Raw genomic sequence first — 20,163 nt, 5'->3', positions numbered from 1 at the left:
CAAAGCAGCAAGGAACCCCCATGGTACAGCGAGATTTTTCCACTTTTGGCCGGCATGTGCTGGAAATTGAATCCGCCGCCATCAATGGTTTGCTGGCATCGCTGGACGCCACCTTTGATCGGGCTTGCCAAATCCTCTTTGACTGTCAGGGCAAAGTGATTGTCACCGGCATGGGTAAATCTGGCCATATTGGCGGCAAAATTGCTGCCACCCTGGCGTCCACCGGTACACCGGCATTTTTTGTGCACCCGGGTGAAGCCTCGCATGGCGATTTAGGCATGATCAGTAGCCAGGATGTTGTACTGGCCATCTCCAATTCCGGTGAAACCCAGGAAGTTGTAACCTTGCTGCCAGTGCTAAAGCGCATCGGTGTGCCACTGTTATCGATGACCGGTAAAGCCGACTCCACCCTGGCTCGCCACGCTAATGTGCACTTGTCGGTAGCGGTTGAGCGCGAAGCCTGCCCGTTAAATCTGGCGCCCACAGCCTCCACTACGGCAACCCTGGCCATGGGTGACGCCCTGGCGGTGGCACTGCTCAAGGCCCGTGGTTTTACTGCCGATGATTTTGCACTTTCACACCCCGGCGGCAGTCTTGGTAAGCGCCTGCTGCTGACGGTGGGCGATGTCATGCACAGCGGCAACAGTGTACCGGTGGTAAAAACCGGTACACCGCTGCGCGAAGCGCTGCTGGAAATGACCCGCAAAGGGCTGGGCATGACGGCCGTCACCGATGCTGCCGGTAGTTTGTTGGGATTATTTACCGATGGTGACCTGCGGCGCGTCTTTGACGCTGGCCACGATCTGCATCAGGTGAACATTGACCAGGTCATGACGGCCGGCGGTGTTACTGCCCATGCTGGCATGCTGGCTGCTGAAGCGCTGACCCTGATGCAGCACAAAAAAATCAACGGGCTTTTTATCACCGATGCCCAAGGCCGCCCCGTCGGCGCCCTCAATACCCAGGATCTGATGCGCGCAGGAGTGTTGTAATGCCGGCTTCTTTGTATGGCGCTATTGAAACATCGCTGTGGCAACAGCTGGCACAAGTTCGCCTGCTGTGCTGTGACGTTGACGGTGTGTTTTCCGATGGCCGCATTTATCTGGGTAACGGTGGGGAAGAATTCAAAGCCTTCCATACCCGCGATGGTTTTGGCATCAAAGCACTACGTGCCGCCGGTATAGAAGTAGCCATCATCACTGGCCGGCAAAGTCAGATTGTGGAAAGCCGCTTTCAAGCGCTCGGTGTGCCTTATCGCTTTCAGGGCTGTCATGACAAGCAGCAGCCGTTCGATGAACTACTCAAAACCCTGAACCTTGTCCCGCAGCAGATAGCCTATATCGGTGATGATATTCCCGACCTGGCCCTGATCCGCCAGGCAGGCCTGGGTATTGCCGTGCAAGATGCCCACCCCTTGGTGCGCCAAGCAGCGGATTATGTCACCACGCTCCCCGGTGGCTTTGGTGCCGTACGCGAGCTGTGCGATTTATTGCTGCAAAGTCAGGGACACAGCCTGACCCCGGAAGGAGCCAGCCTGTGAACCGCGCTGTTTTTTTCGTCTTGTTGTTGTTTGCTACCGCAGCGCTGTTGATGTGGTGGACCGGGGGTAATGAGCCGCAACCGAGCCAAGCCGCCAGTAGCGGTCAGCGTCAACCAGACGGCATTGCCGAAGATCTGCAGGTACGCCAGTTTGACGAACAAGGCCAGATCAGCCTGGTGGTTAATGCCAAAAGCATGCGCTATTTCGCCAACGCGCAAGAAACCCAGTTGCTGCAGCCTCGTTTTGAACTCTATGACGCCCAGCAGCAAAGCCCTTGGGCCATTACTGCCGACAGTGCTACCGTCACCGGCCAACGGCTCGTGGATTTAAAAAATAATGTTATTATCCGCAGTCTTGACGACGATGCCCGGATCCGCAGCGTCCATACTGGCAATCTGGCGTTAGATTTACTCAACAAGACCATGAGTACCGATCAGCCAGTCACCTTACAAGGCCCTGGTTTTATCACGACCGGGGTGGGCCTGGAAGCCAGCCTTGAAGGTCAAAAAATGCACCTCAAGAGTCAGGTGAATACGGTTTATGAACAAACAAATCATCCTTAGCCTGTTACTGGCAGTGCCGCTTGTGGTTCAGGCGGCCGACAATGACTTCAGTCAGCAACTGAAGATCAATGCAAATAATACCGATGCCGACAACATCAAGAAAACGTTGGTGTATCAGGGGGATGTGAACATTCGCCAGGGCAGCCTGCACATTCAGGCCGAACGCTTGGAAATCGACGGCAACCCTGCCGGCCGCGTTCTCAAGGCCACCGGTTCACCGGTACTTTTTGAGCAGCAACTCGACGATGGCAGCTGGGTGCGCGCCCAGGCCGATCAGATCAGTTATTACGACAATAAACGGCTGATTGTGCTGAGCGGCCATGCTCAGGTACAACAGGCCACCAGTACCCTCAAGGGCGATACCATTCGTTACGACCTGGGCAAACAGCAACTGCAAGCCAAAGCAGACAGCGATACTGGCCGGGTCACAACCATTCTCGCCCCAAGCCAGTTCAAGGAAGCCCCAACACCGCCGCCGAAAAAAGAAGACCCGGCCACCAAAGACCAGCCGAGGGACGACAATCAGCCCAGCAAGGATCAGCACTGATGGCGGTATTGAAAGCCCAGCACTTGGCCAAAAGCTACAAACGCCGACAGGTTGTCAAAGACGTTTCCCTCGAGGTTAAAACCGGTCAGATAGTCGGCCTGCTCGGCCCCAACGGCGCCGGCAAAACCACGACCTTCTACATGGTGGTGGGCCTGGTTCTGGCTGACAAAGGTCAGATCTTCATTGACGAGCGCAACCTCAGCCTGGAGCCCATGCATGAACGGGCCCGCGCCGGTATCGGCTACCTGCCACAAGAAGCCAGTGTGTTTCGTAAACTCAGTGTCTACGACAACATCATGGCGGTTTTGCAACGGCGCAAGGATCTCGACAGCAATGGCCGTGAAGATCAGCTGGAACAATTGCTGGATGAGTTTCATATCAGCCACCTGCGCGACAGCCTGGGGGCCAGCCTGTCCGGTGGTGAGCGCCGACGGGTGGAAATCGCCCGGGCGCTGGCCGCAAACCCCGACTTTATTCTTTTGGATGAACCTTTTGCCGGCGTTGACCCCATCTCCGTGATCGACATCAAGAAGATCATTGAGCATCTGCGCGATCGTGGCCTGGGTGTATTGATCACCGACCATAACGTGCGAGAAACCTTGTCGGTATGCGAACACGCTTATATTGTCAGTCATGGCGAACTGATCGCCAGTGGCTCACCCGCCACCATCTTGGACAATAAACAGGTTCGTGATGTGTATCTGGGTGAACAGTTCCAGCTATAGTGAGTTAGAGGCAGTGCCAGGTACGCTGCCCGGAGGAAAGCCGCGCTCGTGATGAAGCCAAGCCTGCAGTTACGCATTGGGCAGCAACTGACCATGACCCCGCAATTGCAACAGGCCATCCGCCTGCTGCAATTGTCGTCGTTAGAGCTTCAGCAGGAAATTCAAGAAGCTCTCGATGCCAACCCGCTGCTTGAAGACGGTGCTGACGATCAGGACGATAGCCACAGCAACGACGACACCGATAACAGCTCAGAGGCAAACAGCACTGACCGCAGCGAAGCGGACACTGCCGAAGCCATGGAAAGCAACCAGCTTAACGATGAGCTGCCCGTTGATAGCACCTGGGACGACGTCTACTCCGCCGGCAGTGGCAGTAGCACCCCGGCCGTTGCTGCCAGTGATGACACCGTCTATCAGGGTGAAACCGTTGACGATATTCAGCAGCACCTGCTCTGGCAGATGCGTCTGACCCCCTTCTCTGATACCGATCAGGCCATTGCCGTGGCCATCATTGATGCCATTGATGCCGACGGCTACCTGCGCGCTAGCATTGCTGACATCGTTGACAGCGTGGCGATTGACGACATTGAACCGGAAGAAGTGGCCGCTGTACTCAAACGCATTCAGCACTTTGACCCGGTAGGTGTAGCCGCCCGCGACCTGCGTGAGTGCTTACTTATCCAGCTGGCTCAGTTTGCTGATGGTACTCCCTGGCTGAACGACGCCAGAACCCTGGTCAGCGACCACATGGATCTGCTGGGTAACCGCGACTACCGTACCCTGATGCGTCAGACCCGCCTCAAAGAAGACGAGCTGCGCGAAGCCCTAAGATTGATCCAGGGACTGAACCCCAGGCCCGGTTCGGTGGTCAGTAGTGAAGAGCCGCAGTATGTGATCCCGGATCTGGCTGTCAGCAAAAAGCAGGGGCGCTGGAGCGTCGAGCTGAACCCGGACGCGATGCCAAAGGTGCGCATCAATCAGCAGTATGCTGCCATGGGGCGCCAGGCCCGCAATCAGGCCGACAGCCAGTTTATCCGCTCCCACTTGCAAGAAGCCAAGTGGTTTATCAAGAGCCTGGAGTCACGCAATGACACCCTGCTCAAAGTGGCCCGCTGTATCGTGCAGTTCCAACAGGGCTTTTTTGAGTACGGTGAGGAATACATGAAACCCATGGTCCTCAACGATATAGCTGAGGCTGTGGACATGCATGAATCGACAATTTCCCGGGTGACTACGCAAAAGTACATGCACACCCCAAGGGGCATTTTTGAATTGAAGTATTTCTTCTCCAGTCATGTTGCCACGGACGACGGTGGTGAGGCCTCCTCAACCGCCATCCGGGCACTGATTAAGAAGTTAGTAGCAGCAGAAGATGCAGCTAAGCCATTGAGTGACAGCAAGATGGTGACGCTGCTGGCCGAGCAGGGTATACAGGTCGCCAGACGTACTATCGCCAAATACCGCGAAGCGCTGGGGATCCCACCCTCAAATCAACGCAAAAGCCTGTTATAAGGCTGTGCTCAAGAGAAGGAACCGACTATGCAAATCAATCTCACTGGCCACCACATCGACATCACTGATCCCCTGCGCCAGTACGTTTCAGAAAAGTTCGGTAAACTGGAACGTCATTTCGACCATATCAATAACGTGCATGTTGTGTTGCGGGTAGAAAAAATCCGCCAAATTGCGGAAGCCAACCTGCATGTCAACGGCGGTGAAATCAACGCCTCGGATGAGCAGCAGGATATGTACGCCGCCATCGATGGCCTGATCGACAAGCTCGATCGCCAAATCATTAAGCACAAAGAGAAGCTCCACCAGCATTAAATGAACCTTCAACAACTGCTGAGCCCGGACGCCGTGGTGACACTGGCACCGGGCCTGTCCAAAAAAAAGGTCCTGGAAATGATCGGCGATATTGCCGCCCGCCAGTGCCCGGACATTAACGCCCATGCCGCCTTTGATGCCATGCTGGCTCGTGAACGTTTGGGTTCGACCGGTATCGGCAACGGCATCGCCCTGCCCCACGGCCGCATGGACAGCACTGACAAGGTGGTCGCCGTCATGGTGCGCCTGAGCCAGCCCATCGACTTTGACGCTCTGGACAACCAGCCGGTCGATCTGCTGTTTGCGCTGTTTGTCCCCAGCGAGCAATGCCAGGCCCACCTTGCCACGCTCGCCGCCGTCGCCCGCACCCTGTCAGATAAACAGACCTTGAAACGTTTGCGTCAGGCAGGCGATGATAGCGAACTCTATCGCATCCTGACTGAAGCAGCATGAACCTGGTCATTGTCAGTGGCACATCCGGTGCCGGTAAATCCGTCGCCCTGAAAGTACTCGAAGATCTCGGCTACTACTGTGTTGATAACCTGCCGCTGAATTTACTGCCGGGGCTGGTGGCCACCTTGCGTAACGAGGTAATGAAGGTGGCTGTCAGTATCGACATCCGCAATTTACCCACCGAAGAACACACTCTGACCGAGGAACTGGACTGGCTGCCCGAAGACATTGAGCGGGTGGTGCTGTACCTGGATGCCGAGCAATCCGTCCTGTTACGCCGTTTCTCCGAGACCCGCCGCCTGCACCCACTGTCACGGTTGACGCATTCCAGCCTGGAAGAAGCCTTGACCCTGGAGCGCAAACGCTTAGCGCCTTTGTCGGCCATGGCGGATCTGCACATCGATACCTCTGACAAGTCCATCCACCAGTTGGCCGAAGTGGTGCGCGAGCGTATTCTCGGCAAAAAAGAAGGGCCGCTGATCCTGATTTTTGAGTCCTTTGGCTTTAAAGCCGGGCTGCCCAAGGATGCCGACTATGTTTTTGATGTGCGCTTTTTACCAAACCCACATTGGGTACCGGAACTCAAACCCCTTACCGGGCTGGATCAGGCTGTGCAGGATTTTTTTGCTGGCGAAGCGGACGTGTTACGCCTGATCATGCAGCTCGAAGGGCTGCTGGAAAGCTGGTTACCCCAGCTGGAACGCAACAATCGTGCTTATGTCACCGTCGCTATTGGCTGTACCGGCGGCCAGCACCGCTCAGTGTTTGTAGCCGAACAACTGGCAGAGCGCTTTATCCGTAAAGGCCATACGGTGAAAAGCCGCCACCGCGATATCATGCCCGCGTGACCACCATCAGCCGTACCCTGACCCTGAAAAACCGCCTGGGGCTGCATGCCAGGGCCGCCACGCAATTAGTCAAACTCAGCCAGCAATTCGCTGCCACCATCACTTTGGAAGCACGCGGCCAGCAGGCTGACGCCAGCTCCGTACTAGGCCTGTTGCTACTGGAAGGCCATCAGGGCCAGGTGATTACATTGCACTGCCATGGTGACGACGCCGAGGCCGCACTGCGGGCGGTCAGTGAACTCATCGAAGCCGGTTTTGGTGAAGATCATTGAGCCTTATTAGCAACCGCAAGTAATTCTCATCAATAATTCAGAACTTCTGCGTTACACTGGCTCTATCCTGCTGTTTTAAAAAGCGGAGTGCCATGATCGAGGATGTCGCCCCCCCTACTTTCGAGCAGATCAGTGCTGCCCTGGCCAAGGGCCGGTTTGTCCAGGCCAGAGAGATGCTGCACGCCATGGATCCGGCCGATGTGGCCCACCTGCTTGAGTCCAGCCCGTCCAAGGCGCGCTTGGCATTGTGGCAACTGGTGGACCCAGAGCAGGAAGGGGACATTCTTGACGAGCTGTCCGAAGACGTAAAACGCGGCATCCTCAAACTGATGGATGCCGACAAGGTCGCCGCCGCCACCGAAGGCATGGAAACGGACGACCTGGCCTATGTACTGCGTGGGCTACCCGACGCCGTTTATCGCAAGGTACTGGGGGCCATGGACGCTCAGGACCGCTCCCGGGTAGAGCAGGTGTTGTCCTACCCGGAAGACAGCGCCGGCGCCATCATGAACACTGACACTGTCACTTTGCGCCCGGATGTCACACTGGATGTGGTGATGCGCTACCTGCGCCGTCGCGGCCAATTGCCGGAAGGTACTGACAGCCTCTATGTAGTCAACAAGGCTGACCGCTTAGTCGGGGAAGTCCCTCTGGCCAGCCTGGTTACTGCCAATCCGGCGCAAAAAGTCAAAGATGTCATGGACCCTGAGCCGGAGCCGGTCAATGTCACCATGCCGGAAACCGAAGTCGCCCAACTGTTTGCCCGTTACGACTGGTATTCAGCACCCGTGGTAGATGACGAAGGGCATCTACTGGGGCGGATCACCGTCGATGATGTGGTCGATATTATCCGTGAAGACGCCAGCCATTCGATGATGAGCATGGCCGGTCTGGATGATGAAGAAGACACCTTCGCACCGGTGCTCAAGTCCACGCGCAAGCGCACTTTGTGGTTAGGCGTGAATCTGCTCACCGCCTTGGCGGCCGCCGCTGTTTCCAACCTTTTTGAAGCCACCCTGGCGCAGCTGGCAACTTTGGCCGTATTAATGACCATAGTGCCCTCCATGGGCGGTATCGCTGGCTCTCAGACTTTGACGCTGGTGATCCGGGGCATGGCTTTGGGCCATATTGGCCAGCAAAATGAACGGTTTTTATTTAACAAGGAAATGGCCATTGGTGTGCTCAATGGCCTGATCTGGGCACTGGTGATTGCCGCAATTGTCGGGGTCTGGAAACAGGATATTCGCCTGGCCGGGATCATTGCCTTTGCCATGGGCGTCAACCTGGTGGCCGCTGCCCTGGCAGGGGTACTGGTGCCCCTGGTCATGAAACGCCTCAAGATTGACCCGGCGCTGGCCGGTGGCGTGGTGTTGACGACGGTAACCGACGTGGTAGGCCTGTTCGCCTTTCTCGGTTCAGCCACCTTACTGCTACCACTGCACTAAAACAAAACCCGGCAACATGGCCGGGTTTTGCCTCAGTCACCGGCGATGGTCATCCGTTCAATCAGCACCGAACCGGTGTGAATTCCGGCCCGCCGCTCATGGTCGGCACCAACCGCGACAATGTTCTGATACATGTCTTTGAGATTGCCGGCAATGGTGATTTCCGATACCGGGAACTGGATCTGGCCATTTTCCACCCAGAAACCGGCCGCACCACGGGAATAATCGCCAGTCACCATGTTGATGCCCTGGCCCATCAGCTCGGTTACCAGCAAGCCACGGTCCATACGCCGCAGCATGGTGGCAAAGTCTTCCCCGTTATCTTTGACATACCAGTTGTGTATACCACCGGCATGGCCGGTGGTCTGCATGCCCAACCGCCGCGCGGAGTAGCTGGTCAGCAGATAGCTTTGCAATACGCCGTCTTTGATCAGATCCCGCGCCTGGGTACGCACCCCTTCGCTGTCAAACGGTGTCGAAGCCAGGCCACCGAGTACGTGCGGATCTTCATGGATAGTGATCTGGGCCGGGAAAATACGCTGGCCCAGGCTATCGAGTAAGAAGCTGGAGCGGCGATACAAGCTGCCACCACTGATGGCGCTGACCAGATGGCCCCACAGCCCGGTTGCCACGTCAGCCCGGAATAATACCGGCACCTGCATGGTGCCCAGCTTACGCGCTCCCAGACGACTCAGCGTATGGTGGGCTGCATCGCGGCCAATCTGCTCGGCGTTATCCAGCTCCGCCAGAGCCCGGGCAATACCGTATTCGTAATCCCGCTCCATCTGTTCGCCATCTTTGGCGATCACCACACAGGACAGGCTGTGGCGGCTGGAAGGATAACTGCCAATCATTCCGGCGGTATTGCCATAGACTTTGAAGCCGGCATGAGAGGAATAGCTGGCACCTTCAGAATTGACAATACGGGGGTCTGCCGACAGGGCCGCCTGCTCACAGCGTTTGGCCAAGTCAATGGCGGCTTCCGGGCTCAGGGTTGCCGGATCATAAAGCTGCAGATCCGGGTAAGTAAATGCCAGCATATCGGTGTCAGCCAGGCCATTGGCACTGTCTTCTGAGGTGAGCTTGGCAATACGATCTGCAGCGGCCACGGCTTCGCGGATTGCCTGCGGCCGTAAATCGGAAGTCGACGCTGAGCCTTTAGCACCACCCCGGTAGACGGTCAGGCCCAGTGCGCCATCCTTGTTGAACTCAATGTTTTCCACTTCCCCTAGACGGGTTGAGACACTGATACCGGTTTGCCGGCTGATGGCCATTTCAGCGCCACTGACCCCCAGGGTCTTGGCATAGTCCAGGCCCTCGGCAATCAAGCCTTCGACCAGTTTCATGTCATTGACGATATCGCTCACGCTGTCCTCATTGCCGTGTGCCGATTTGTCCGCCAGCATATCACAGCACAGGGCTGCGGCTGCGGCCGGCAAACTGCTATCATATGCAAAAATACTGACCAGACAGCACCATGCACCCAGAAGACGACGACGAGATCATTTACGTCAGCAAATCCGAACTCAAACGTGATGCCCAGCAGGCCGCCGATTTGGGTAAAGAATTACTGGAACTGAGCCCGGCCCAGCTTAATGCATTGCCTTTGGGCGATGAACTGCGTGCCGCCATAGCCCTTGGCCAGAAGATCCGTAACAAGCACGAAGGCTTTCGCCGCCAGCGCCAGTACATTGCCAAGCTTGTTCGCCAGCAAGATCCTCAACCCATCACTGACGCCTTGGATGTGCTGAAAAACCAGCACAATATGGAGACCCTGAAACTCCATCAGGCAGAGCAATGGCGTGAACGGCTGTTAAGCGAAGGTAATGACGCAGTACAGGCCTTTATTGATGAGTTTTCGGCAGTGGATATTCAGCGCTTGCGCCAGTTGATCCGTCAGGCCGGCAAGGAAAAAGCAGCCAATAAGCCCCCGAAGGCGTTTCGTGAACTGTTCCAGCTGGTCAAAGAACAGCTGGCCGAAAACTAACGGTCTGAAAGTTGTCGGAGCTCGGCAGGCTGTGGTAAAGGTAAGCGCTAGGAGTCGCCGTGATGATGAAAGGACGCCACCATGAAGCGCTTGTTATACCTGCCCCTGTCGCTTGCCTGTTTGGCTCTGGGGGCCTGCCAAAGTACATCTTCTTCCTCACAGGCTTACTTTCCGCAAGCCATCTGCTTTAGCACAGCCAAGGAAGCCAAAGCCGCAGGTTATGCCCTACTCCAGCAACAGTTTTTCAATAAGGTCCGCTTTAGTCTGGATAACAAGTTCAATAAAGGTGTTGCTGGCCTGGGCCTGAGCTGGGATAACATTTCCCACCCGGAACAGTACTGCGATCAGGGGCAGGTTCCGCTGTTGATCACCTACCATCCGGCCAGTGGTCACAAGCACTTTGCCGCTGATGAATTAGCCAGTGTTACCCGCCAGGTAGCGCAAATGCTGGTAAAAGAAGCCCACGTACACAGTTAAAAAAGCCCGGCAAACGCCGGGCTTTTTTATTCCGTACCACCCACGGTGATGCTGTCGATTTTCAGGGTTGGCTGACCAACCCCGACCGGAACAGACTGGCCGTCTTTGCCACAGACACCAACCCCCGGATCCAGCTGGGCATCATTACCGATCATGGAAATTTTCTGCATTACCTCAGGGCCCATGCCAATCAGCGTGGCACCGCGCACCGGCCGGGTAATTTTGCCATTTTCAATGAGATAAGCCTCTGAGGCTGAAAAAACAAATTTACCCGAGGTGATATCTACCTGGCCGCCACCAAAATTGGGGGCATAGAGGCCTTGTTTAACCGAGCCAATAATGGCCTCGGCACTGTGCTCCCCGGCCAACATAAAGGTGTTGGTCATCCGGGGCATAGGCAGGTGAGCATAAGATTCACGGCGGCCGTTACCAGTAGCAGCCATGCCCATCAGCCGGGCATTGAGCTTGTCCTGCAGGTAGCCTTTGAGAATACCGTCTTCGATCAACACATTTTCTTGCGTGGGCGTGCCTTCATCATCAATGGTCAAGGAGCCGCGGCGCTCCGCTAACGTGCCGTCATCAACCACGGTCACACCACGGGCGGCCACTCGCTCACCAATACGGCCACTGAAGGCAGAGCTACCGCGGCGGTTGAAATCCCCTTCCAGACCATGGCCTACCGCCTCGTGCAGCAGCACCCCGGGCCAGCCAGCGCCCAGCACCACTGGCATCTGGCCAGCGGGTGCGGCGCTGGCTTCCAGATTGGTCAGCGCCATCCGCACCGCTTCTCTGGCATAGCCCAGCGCCCGTTTCTCGCCGCCCTCGGTAGCCAGAAAATAGTCGTAACTGAAACGGCCACCACCACCGGCGCTGCCCCGTTCACGGCGGCCGTCTTTTTCCACCAGCACCGAACAGTTCATACGCACCAGCGGCCGGATATCGGCCGCCAGGGTACCGTCAGAGGCGCTAACCAGTACCTCTTCGTAAACGCCGCCGAGCGAAACAATCACCTGGCTGACATGGCTGTCGAGCTTGCGGGCAAAGCTGTCGACTTCCCGCAACAAAGCCAGCTTGTCCAACTGACTGAGGCTGTCCAGCGGGTTGGCCTGGCCATAAAGCGGCGGTTGTGCCAGCGCCTTACCTACCGCTACCTTGCCCTGCTGGCCGGCACTGGCAATGGAGCGGGCGGCCTTGGCAGCATCCAGCAAGGTTTGCGGGGTCAGATCTTCGGCATAGGCGAAGCCGGTTTTCTCACCGCTGACAGCCCGAACACCCACACCCCGCTCGAGATTAAAACTGCCGTCTTTGATAATGCCGTCTTCCAGTACCCAGGATTCATGAGCAGCAGCCTGGAAGTACAAGTCAGCATAGTCGAGCTGATGCTGATGCATGGCGCCAAGAGTGCGCTCCAGGTGTTCTAAGGTCAGCTCGGCTGGCGCCAACAGGCGCTCAGCAACAGTATCAAACAGGCTCATTCAGACTCCTTGGGTGGCACAATAGTGAAACGCCGATGCTGATCGACGGGCATTCGGCGGCGCACTTGCGCCATTGACGATGGCTCCAGGGTAGCACTGGCCGTGCCTTCTCCCAGCGCCAATTGCTCAATAACCTCTCCCCAGGGCCCGACAATCACTGACCGCCCCCAGGTTTCACGGCCGTTGGCATGACTGCCGCCCTGATTGGCCGCTACCAGTACGCATTGCCCTTCAATGGCCCGGGCCTGACACAATACCTGCCAGTGCGCCTGACCGGTGCGGGCGGTAAAAGCGGAAGGCAACACCAGCAGCTCAACCTGCTGCTGGCGATACCAGGCAAACAGTTCGGCAAAGCGCAGATCATAGCAAACCGCCATGCCGATACGCCCGAAAGGACTGTCAACCACCACCGGCTTAGGCCCCGGTACAGTGGTGGCCGATTCAAGATAGCTGCCGGTGTTATCTGCCACTTCAACATCAAACAGATGCATCTTGTCATAGCGCGCCCGTACCTGCCCCTGGTCATCAAGCAGCAGGGAGGCAGCACAAAAGCGCTCAGGGTTGTCACTGCGCAGAGGCAAGGTGCCGGTGACCATCCAGACCTTATATTTTACGCACAGAGCTTTTAGTGCCTCTTGAATAGGCCCCTGACCAAAGGCTTCGGCCAGCTCCAGCTGCTGGCGATCGCGGCCGCCAAAAAAGGCAAAGCACTCCGGCAACACAACCAGCCGCTGGGCCACCGGTAGCGTTGCCAGCAGCCGTTCGACGGTAGCCAGGTTTTCAGTGACATCCGGTACGGAGACCATCTGCAAAGCGGTAACACAGCTCATGGTCACTCCTTGGTTGTCGCAGCGCCAGCACTGGCCGGTGCTGGCAATGCTTGGCCTGCCTGCACTAATGGCTTGCTGGTCTTTGCCGCTTTGTTGTCTTTGGCAGGTGGCTTCGGCAAGGGTACAGAGCCCTTCGAACGCGACACCTCTTTCATCACCGGGTTATCCAGCGAGCCGGTGAGATTGAAACGAATTTCCGTAACAACATCAATGACCGGCCCGAACAACTTGGTCAGTGCGTATACCGCCACACCGGTTACAGGGGTAACAGCAAAGGCAGCCAGTACCGGCAAGTTACCGGTCACATTAGGCTTAAAGCTGATGTCATATGCCAGCTGACGATGCACCAAGTCGGTCCAGCCAGACGCGCTCATGTCGCCAACCACGCCATCAAGAGTAATTTTATTGGAGCGGATAACACCATCTTTGATATCACCCGCAGCCTTGATCCGGTCGAAATACAGGCCTTTATCGAACAGATCACGAAAATCCAGCGCCAGCTTGCGCCGGAGCGAGTCAAAACTAAATACCGTCAGTAACCGTGCACCTTTGTCAGAGACATTGGCCACATAGCCCTGCCCCAGTTCGGTACTGACATCGCCGCTGACTTTGGCCATGGCAAATTGCTGCGGGCCGCCAGCCCAATGCACCTGCAATTGCCCTTTTAGTGGCGCATCACGCAGGCTTGAGGCCAGTTTCATGGTGTTAAGAAAACGGCCAATGTCCTGCACATCTGCTTTCAGTTGCACTGATGTTTGCTGCTTGTCTGCCAGCCACTGGCCACTGCCCAACACCTGGCCATCAGGCTGTTTCATGCGCAGCACCGGTAAGAGCAAGTCCTGGCCCTGATGTTGCCCTTCCAGGGTCAGCTGCCCCAGGTTGACATCCATGATCTGGCAGTCTGCACAGAAGAACTTAAAGGGCGGAATGTCAGTTGGTTGCCAATGCTGACCAGCGCCATCAGCTGGCGCTTGCCACTTTTGCAAGTCAAGTCGCTTAAGGTTAACCAGCAACGGACTTTGCCCCCAGTCAGTGGTCGGTAACCACAGCTCACCCTCCAACTCTTTGGCCTTGGTATCGACTTTCCAGCTGTTGACCTCAGCTGTACCGTTAATGGTGGCATCATGCAGTTGTTGCCCTAACAGCGTCAGAGTTGGCGTGGTTACCGTCAGCTTCGCCAGCGGTGGCAACAAGCCGTTACCGTCGCCCAATTTGCCGGCCAAAGCGCTAATCCACTGACCCACATCCAGCGTTGGCCAGTGGGCCGCTAACTGGCCCTGACCTTGCTGTTGCGCTGGCAAGCTGGCACCGCCAATAGCGCCGCTCCAGCTGGTCACTTTGCCGTTATGTAACAACGCCTTGATGTGTGCCCTGTCCGCCAGCGTGGCTGACACCGCAATACCTCCATCACTGCCAACAGCACTGACCTTCAGCGGCCAGCTACTTGGCGCTGCTTTTTGCGCCGGCACCGGTAACTGGCTGGCCAGCCCCTGAAGTGAGCTGCTGAGCTGGGCGTTGAGCGTAAAACCCGGATCGTTAAGCAATAATGCGATTTGCCCCTGCCAGGGAGTCGTACCGCTGACCTGCCACCAGGGGGCCTGCACTTTGGCGGCATCAAAACGCCCCAAAAGCGCCAGCTGGATATGGTAACCCTGAGACTGCTGAGCGCTGTTAAGGGTGAGCTGCAACGGCTGCGAAAACAGTCTGGCCCGTAACCCCTTGGCACTGAGTGTACCATCGTCAAAATGCAGGCTGCCGTTCAAGCCGGTAAGGTCAACAGTGTCGAGTACCCGCACCTGGTTGTCGCTAAAGGTGATATCACCGCTGGCATGGGGTTGACCGCCACCAAGGGGGATGGCCAGTTTGACGTTACCATCCAGGCCGCCACTGACCTGCAAAGCCTGTAAGGCCTTACCTACACTGCCTTGCAGTGCCGACTGCTGCATCAACGCGGTAACGGCTTCGCCGGTGCTGTGGGTACTGGCAGTAATATCCAGCATCGCCCCTTGCTGGCCAAGATGAGCAATGCTGGCCTGAAGCTGGCCGATGGGCACTCCGGCTAGCTGGCCATGCTGACTGCTGAGCAGCATGGCGGCATCCTGAAAGCGAGCACGCAGCTGGGTGTCCGTCAATGCGGGCCAATGCGGATCGAATGCAAAATGCAAATGCTCGAAAGTGGCATCGGCTAAAAAGGTGCCACTGCCATCCGCATAGGGGTAGTTTGCAAAAGCCCCCTGCCATACCACGCCACCTTGGGCGCTACCGCCTTGCAAAGCGCTGTTGAGATAGTCGACCACCTGCTTAGGCATCACAGTCAACGGTAGATAATGGCTGGCCTTATCGGCCTCCAGATGTTTGACCTTTACTGACAACGCCATGCCGGGATTGGCGCCCAAGTCAACTTTACCCCGCAGATCCAATGCCAACCCAGGGCTGGCCAGGCTCAAGTCGCCGGTACGAAACTGCCAGTTTTCACCGGTATTAAGCAGCCATAAGTCGCCTTTGAGGCGCTGCAATACAAAAGGCGCTCTGAAATGCGGACCCGGATCGACTTTCAGGTCTTTATCATCAAAACGGATCAGTCCCTGGTGCCCCGACCAAGAAAGCTGGGCGCTGACACCTTCAATGCCAGGCAGGGTATCTTTGGCACTCCAGCCCATTTTCAGCTGGGCATTGCCAGACAAACGCTGGCCAGCATTATTGGCCAGGTAGAGGTCATCCAGTTCACCGTTGGGGCGTGCTACCGCCAGCCACTGCTTAATCGGTGGCGGTAAACGCCGCCACAGATTCAGTAGTGGCGTCAGCGGCGCCAACTTCAGGCGCTGGGCATACAACAGCTGATCGGCGCCTTGTTGACGAAACTGCACTGCACCGAGGTCCCAAGGGTGACCGTCCGTGCTGATCTTTGCCCGGCGGCTATCTACCTGCCAACCATCAGGGGTACTCGATAGTGTCCCTATCCAGTCTTTTACCCGCAGATCATGCTGGTCAAAACGTACCTGGCTGTCGGTCATATGGGCCTGGCCACCGGTTAGCCGGCCAGCCGAAAAGTCCAGCCACAACCGCGTATTCACAACGCCATTTTCAACCGTCAGGGTGTCACCGACGAAGGTGTTGACCCAAGGGTCCAGGTGCAAGTCGTGGGCATCCACAAACAGTCGGCCATCCAACTGCGATAACCGTGCTTCCAGGCCATAAAGATCGAGAATAAAGCGGACTTTCTGGCGGCCATACTCACGGATGCTGCCCGTCCCCACCGCTTGGTGACGGTAACGGGAGCCGGTCCAAGAGACTTTGCTGATTTCGACTGTACGCGGGCCAAAACGCGACGGCAGGGTCAGCTCAGCATTGGTTAGCCTGGCCTGGCTGAGCTGGCGCAAGAAGAGGTTTTCCAGCAGCGCCCAGTCAGGGTCTTCCTTGCTTTTCGGCCACGCCGCCAGCGCCAGCTTGAGGCCATCGCTTTCCAGATATGACAGCTTCGGGCTACCAGACAGTACCGATGCCCAGAACCGCAACCCTACTTGCAAGCTATCAATATGCAGGCTCAGCTTGTGGTCAGGATCTTTGACCGTTACATCGGACAATTTGAACTGCGGCCCACGGCCCAGCCAACTGCCATGGGCACGGCCAATGGCTAACTGCAAACCCAGGCGGGCATTGGCTTCCTTGACCAGATAGGGGCGAACATCGTCCAGGTGATGCATGGCAACCCGCGCCACGCTCATCAGCACAGCCGCCAGCACTACCAGCAACGCCGCCAGCAGCCATAATTTGCGGGCCAGCCAGCCCATGGCCTGCAGCAGCTTGCTCACTACATCATCACCACGTCGAACTGATCCTGGTTGTACAGCGGCTCAGCCTGAATTTTGACTTGTTTACCCATGAATACTTCCAGTTCAGCCAGCGCATGTGACTCGTCGTCACTCAAGGCTTCGGCAACCTGGGGTGAGGCATAGACCACGAACTGATCGGAATCATAAGCCCGGTTTACCCGCAGGATCTCCCGCAATGCTTCAAAGCAAACCGTTTCCACGGTTTTGACCTGCCCCCGGCCCTGACAGGCCGGGCACTCACCACAAAGAATATGTTCCAGGCTTTCGCGGGTGCGTTTACGAGTCATTTCCACCAGCCCAAGCGCGGAAAAACCATTTACCGAGGTTTTCGCCCGGTCTTTTTGCAGGGCCTGCTCCAGACTTTGCAATACCCGGCGCCGGTGGTCATCACCGCTCATGTCGATGAAATCAATAATGATAATGCCGCCCAGGTTACGCAGTCGTAGCTGCCGGGCTATGGCCTGGGTAGCTTCGAGGTTGGTATTAAAGATCGTTTCTTCAAGGTTGCGGCGGCCGACAAAAGCGCCAGTATTGATATCAATGGTGGTCATCGCCTCGGTCTGATCGATGATCAGATAGCCCCCGGACTTCAGTTCCACCTTGCGATCCAGCGCCCGTTGGATTTCGTTTTCCACATCGAATAGATCGAAGATCGGCCGTTCCCCGGCATAGTACTCCAGCACTTTCGCCAGCTCCGGCACAAACTCATCGCAGAAGGTTTTTAAACTCTCAAACGTCAGCCGTGAGTCAACCCGGATGCGATCCAGTTCGGTACCCACAAAATCTCGCAAAATCCGGTGCGCCAGGCTCAGCTCTTCATACAGCAGTGTGCGGGTGGCCGGGCGGGCGCGGCGCTCTTCAATTTTTTTCCATAACCGCCGCAAAAAGGCGGCATCTTCCATAAACTCACGTTCACCGACGCCTTCGGCGGCGGTGCGCACAATAAAGCCACCGGCATCATCACAAAACGGCTCAACCAGCGCTTTGAGGCGGCCACGCTCTTCATCCTGCTCAATGCGTTGTGAAACACCGACATGGCTGGCTCCGGGCATAAACACCAGATAACGCGACGGCAGCGTAATATCGGTGGTTAAGCGGGCACCTTTGCTGCCCAGCGGGTCCTTGACTACCTGTACAACAATGTCCTGGCCTTCATGCACCAGCCGGGCAATATCACCGGTCTGAAAGGGTCGCAAATCTTCTTCATCAAGGCCGGCACTGGGGGGAATAATATCGGAGGCATGCAAAAAGGCCGCTTTGTCCAGGCCAATATCGATAAAGGCCGCCTGCATGCCCGGCAACACCCGGCTGACCCGGCCTTTGTAGATGTTCCCGACCAGGCCCCGCTTGGCAGCCCGTTCAATATGCAATTCCTGCAGGATGCCGGTTTCCACCAGTGCCACCCGGGTTTCTGACGGGGTGCAGTTGATCAGCAGCTCAGCGCTCATGATGTCTCCTTACCCGTAAACCGGTTTAGCAATTGTTCTGTCTCCATCAAGGGTAACCCGACCACGGCAAAATAGCTGCCATCAAGATGGCTGACAAAGCGCCCACCTCGCCCCTGAATGCCATAGCCGCCAGCCTTATCGACCGGTTCGCCACTGTGCCAGTAGGCGCTAATTTCGGCATCGGTTAACGGTTTGAAGGTGACGGTGGAAGTCACCACCTCGCTGAGCGTGCGGCGACCGTCAGTGACGGCGATGGCGGTATGAATAAAATGACTGCGGCCGGACATCGCCCGCATCATACGTGCCGCGTCCTGCTCACTTTCAGGTTTGACCAACACCTGGCCATCCAGTTCACCCAGAGTGTCAGCACCGAGCACCAAGCCGGGCTCAGGCATCAGTACCGCGCCAGCCTCGGCTTTATTGCGGGCCAGCCGTTCGACCAGCATCAGTGGCCGCTCAGCATCGTGCGGGGTTTCATCCACGGCCGGTAATAACACCCTAAAAGGCCGGTCTAGCAACGTCAGCAACTGCTGGCGCCGGGGTGAGCCAGAGGCCAGATATAAAGGCAGCGATGGCATCAGCGCACCCGGAACTTGCGGCGCACCCGGCGCAGTAGCGGAAATAGCCACAGCCACATTACGGCGCTGGTTAACACTGGCCAGAAATAACGGGCCGTGAGCATGACACCATTCGCCAGATGCTCCACCCAGTAAACCAGCACCAGCTTGACGGCCACCAGCACAGCGATGATCAACGCCTGCTGCCAGACCGAGAAGTTTCGCAACCGCTGGAAATTGACCGCGGCAATGTAAACGGCAATCGTCATGGCCAGGGCATGCACGCCCAGTGTCGAGCCCAGCATAATGTCCATTAACAAGCCGCTGAGCCAGGCAATACCAACACTGACCCGGTGTGGCAGGGCCATGGTCCAGTACACCAATACCAGCAGCAGCCAGTCCGGGCGAAAGGCATCAACCGGTAGCGGCATGGGGAGCAGCGCCAGTACCAGCGCTACTAGCAGTGACAGCGTGATCACAACAGCGTTCATTTGCCCTCCGGTGACGCCGGCCGATGTTCTGGCCATACCAGCAGCAGGTAACGGATCCGATCCAGCTTGGCCAATGGCTGCGCTGTGACGCGGGTAAAGGGTTTGCCGGCATCGGAGATCACACCGGTTACTTTCGCTACCGGGTAACCTTCCGGAAAACGGCCGCCCAAACCGGAAGACAACAGCAAATCGCCCACTTTGATATCTGAACGGTGCGGCACATGATTGAGCACCAACTCATCAAGCTGGCCGGTGCCACTGGCAATGCCACGAATGCCGTTGCGAGCCACTCGCACCGGCACCGCATGAGTCGCATCGGTGATCAGCAACACCCGGCTGGAGCTAGGGCCGACACTGGTCACCTGGCCAACCAATCCCTGCGCATCCAGTACCGGTTGCCCTTCATAGACGCCATCGCTGCGGCCTTTGTTGATCATCACCTGCAGAGTGAAAGGATCAGAGTCCACCGCCATGACTTCGGCTACCAGCTTGCGGGCATGGGGGCGCGCTTCAGCGCCAAGCAAGGCCCGTAACTGGTTGTTTTCCTGTTCCAGAAAATCCACATGCTGCACCCGCTCAGACAGCTTTAACAGCTGGTCTTTGAGGCGGGCATTTTCATCTTTGAGCTGTTCGCGGGTGGTAAATTCTTTCGACCCCCAGCTCAACAGGCTGGATGGTGCATCCGCCAGATACTGGATGGGCGTTACCAGGGAGTTGAGATAAAAGCGCAGGCTGTCAAAGCGATGCTGCCAGTGGTCAAGGAAAATCACGCCCAACGACACCAGCACCAGCAACAACAGGCGCCACTGTAGTGAAGGACCGCGAGAGAAAATAGGTTTCATAAT

The 20,163-nt window shown here is 56.9% G+C and carries 21 protein-coding genes; 13 read left to right on the top strand and 8 right to left on the bottom strand.

Annotated elements, in window-relative coordinates; all coding sequences use genetic code 11:
* The first annotated feature begins 20 nt into the window (after positions 1 to 20).
* From WDB70_RS01410 to mgtE, 11 genes are all read left to right on the top strand, one after another.
* Positions 21 to 992 (top strand): KpsF/GutQ family sugar-phosphate isomerase, encoded by a 972-nt coding sequence (locus WDB70_RS01410; protein WP_406665874.1) that lies wholly within the window; start codon positions 21 to 23, stop codon positions 990 to 992.
* The gene (gene kdsC / locus WDB70_RS01405) at positions 992 to 1,540 is read left to right on the top strand and encodes a 3-deoxy-manno-octulosonate-8-phosphatase KdsC (protein ID WP_406665872.1); all 549 of its coding nucleotides are present in this window, start codon (positions 992 to 994) and stop codon (positions 1,538 to 1,540) included. Before WDB70_RS01410 ends, kdsC begins: the two co-directional genes overlap by 1 nt.
* Positions 1,537 to 2,103, top strand: a complete 567-nt coding sequence (gene lptC, locus WDB70_RS01400; protein ID WP_406665870.1) for an LPS export ABC transporter periplasmic protein LptC — start codon at positions 1,537 to 1,539, stop codon at positions 2,101 to 2,103. The genes kdsC and lptC overlap by 4 nt, the downstream gene beginning before the upstream one ends.
* Positions 2,081 to 2,650, top strand: a complete 570-nt coding sequence (gene lptA, locus WDB70_RS01395) for a lipopolysaccharide transport periplasmic protein LptA (RefSeq protein WP_406665868.1) — start codon at positions 2,081 to 2,083, stop codon at positions 2,648 to 2,650. The genes lptC and lptA overlap by 23 nt, the downstream gene beginning before the upstream one ends.
* Positions 2,650 to 3,375, top strand: a complete 726-nt coding sequence (lptB, locus tag WDB70_RS01390; RefSeq protein ID WP_406665866.1) for an LPS export ABC transporter ATP-binding protein — start codon at positions 2,650 to 2,652, stop codon at positions 3,373 to 3,375. The genes lptA and lptB overlap by 1 nt, the downstream gene beginning before the upstream one ends.
* Before the next feature lie 51 nt (positions 3,376 to 3,426).
* Positions 3,427 to 4,887 carry an RNA polymerase factor sigma-54 gene (locus WDB70_RS01385; RefSeq protein WP_406665864.1) on the top strand — a complete coding sequence of 487 codons (1,461 nt, stop codon included), beginning with the start codon at positions 3,427 to 3,429 and terminating at the stop codon, positions 4,885 to 4,887.
* Between the two features lie 27 nt (positions 4,888 to 4,914).
* A complete protein-coding gene (hpf, locus tag WDB70_RS01380) occupies positions 4,915 to 5,202 on the top strand; it encodes a ribosome hibernation promoting factor (RefSeq protein WP_406665862.1) in 288 nt (95 codons plus the stop codon).
* The gene (gene ptsN / locus WDB70_RS01375; RefSeq protein ID WP_406665860.1) at positions 5,203 to 5,655 is read left to right on the top strand and encodes a PTS IIA-like nitrogen regulatory protein PtsN; all 453 of its coding nucleotides are present in this window, start codon (positions 5,203 to 5,205) and stop codon (positions 5,653 to 5,655) included. It begins immediately after the preceding gene.
* A complete protein-coding gene (gene rapZ / locus WDB70_RS01370; protein ID WP_406665858.1) occupies positions 5,652 to 6,503 on the top strand; it encodes an RNase adapter RapZ in 852 nt (283 codons plus the stop codon). The genes ptsN and rapZ overlap by 4 nt, the downstream gene beginning before the upstream one ends.
* Positions 6,500 to 6,775 carry an HPr family phosphocarrier protein gene (locus tag WDB70_RS01365; protein ID WP_406665856.1) on the top strand — a complete coding sequence of 92 codons (276 nt, stop codon included), beginning with the start codon at positions 6,500 to 6,502 and terminating at the stop codon, positions 6,773 to 6,775. The genes rapZ and WDB70_RS01365 overlap by 4 nt, the downstream gene beginning before the upstream one ends.
* Positions 6,776 to 6,867: 92 nt before the next feature.
* Complete coding sequence (gene mgtE, locus WDB70_RS01360) at positions 6,868 to 8,220, top strand: magnesium transporter (RefSeq protein ID WP_406665854.1); 1,353 nt, start codon at positions 6,868 to 6,870, stop codon at positions 8,218 to 8,220.
* Between the two features lie 32 nt (positions 8,221 to 8,252).
* Here the strand turns inward: mgtE and pmbA are convergent, their stop codons facing one another.
* Positions 8,253 to 9,626, bottom strand: coding sequence for a metalloprotease PmbA (gene pmbA, locus WDB70_RS01355; protein WP_406667986.1), 1,374 nt, complete (start codon positions 9,624 to 9,626; stop codon positions 8,253 to 8,255).
* Between the two features lie 71 nt (positions 9,627 to 9,697).
* Here pmbA and yjgA point away from each other — a divergent pair, with 71 nt between their 5' ends.
* Together yjgA and WDB70_RS01345 are read left to right on the top strand one after the other, a co-directional pair.
* On the top strand, positions 9,698 to 10,207 hold the full coding sequence (gene yjgA / locus WDB70_RS01350; protein ID WP_406665852.1) for a ribosome biogenesis factor YjgA: 510 nt from the start codon (positions 9,698 to 9,700) through the stop codon (positions 10,205 to 10,207).
* 81 nt (positions 10,208 to 10,288) lie between these two features.
* Positions 10,289 to 10,684 (top strand): hypothetical protein, encoded by a 396-nt coding sequence (locus tag WDB70_RS01345; RefSeq protein WP_406665850.1) that lies wholly within the window; start codon positions 10,289 to 10,291, stop codon positions 10,682 to 10,684.
* 26 nt (positions 10,685 to 10,710) lie between these two features.
* On the opposite strand, the gene tldD is transcribed toward WDB70_RS01345, so the two are convergent.
* From tldD to mreC, 7 genes are read right to left on the bottom strand one after another with little or no spacing between them, the layout of a single operon-like run.
* Positions 10,711 to 12,159 (bottom strand): metalloprotease TldD, encoded by a 1,449-nt coding sequence (gene tldD, locus WDB70_RS01340; protein ID WP_406665848.1) that lies wholly within the window; start codon positions 12,157 to 12,159, stop codon positions 10,711 to 10,713.
* Positions 12,156 to 12,989 (bottom strand): carbon-nitrogen hydrolase family protein, encoded by an 834-nt coding sequence (locus tag WDB70_RS01335; RefSeq protein WP_406665846.1) that lies wholly within the window; start codon positions 12,987 to 12,989, stop codon positions 12,156 to 12,158. The genes tldD and WDB70_RS01335 overlap by 4 nt, the downstream gene beginning before the upstream one ends.
* Positions 12,990 to 12,991: 2 nt before the next feature.
* A complete protein-coding gene (locus WDB70_RS01330; RefSeq protein ID WP_406665844.1) occupies positions 12,992 to 16,801 on the bottom strand; it encodes a YhdP family protein in 3,810 nt (1,269 codons plus the stop codon).
* A complete protein-coding gene (rng, locus tag WDB70_RS01325) occupies positions 16,801 to 18,270 on the bottom strand; it encodes a ribonuclease G (protein WP_406665842.1) in 1,470 nt (489 codons plus the stop codon). The genes WDB70_RS01330 and rng overlap by 1 nt, the downstream gene beginning before the upstream one ends.
* The gene (locus WDB70_RS01320) at positions 18,267 to 18,848 is read right to left on the bottom strand and encodes a Maf family protein (RefSeq protein WP_406665840.1); all 582 of its coding nucleotides are present in this window, start codon (positions 18,846 to 18,848) and stop codon (positions 18,267 to 18,269) included. The genes rng and WDB70_RS01320 overlap by 4 nt, the downstream gene beginning before the upstream one ends.
* Positions 18,848 to 19,318: a rod shape-determining protein MreD gene (gene mreD, locus WDB70_RS01315; RefSeq protein WP_406665838.1), complete on the bottom strand. Its 471-nt coding sequence runs from the start codon at positions 19,316 to 19,318 to the stop codon at positions 18,848 to 18,850. Before mreD ends, WDB70_RS01320 begins: the two co-directional genes overlap by 1 nt.
* On the bottom strand, positions 19,315 to 20,160 hold the full coding sequence (mreC, locus tag WDB70_RS01310; RefSeq protein ID WP_406665836.1) for a rod shape-determining protein MreC: 846 nt from the start codon (positions 20,158 to 20,160) through the stop codon (positions 19,315 to 19,317). Before mreC ends, mreD begins: the two co-directional genes overlap by 4 nt.
* Between the last annotated feature and the right edge of the window lie 3 nt (positions 20,161 to 20,163).

Source organism: Gallaecimonas aegicerasi, assembly GCF_045291545.1.
In the GTDB taxonomy this organism is placed as follows: domain Bacteria; phylum Pseudomonadota; class Gammaproteobacteria; order Enterobacterales; family Gallaecimonadaceae; genus Gallaecimonas.
The sequence above is the reverse complement of the archived record's forward strand: the minus strand, read 5'-3'. Positions and strand labels throughout refer to the sequence as shown.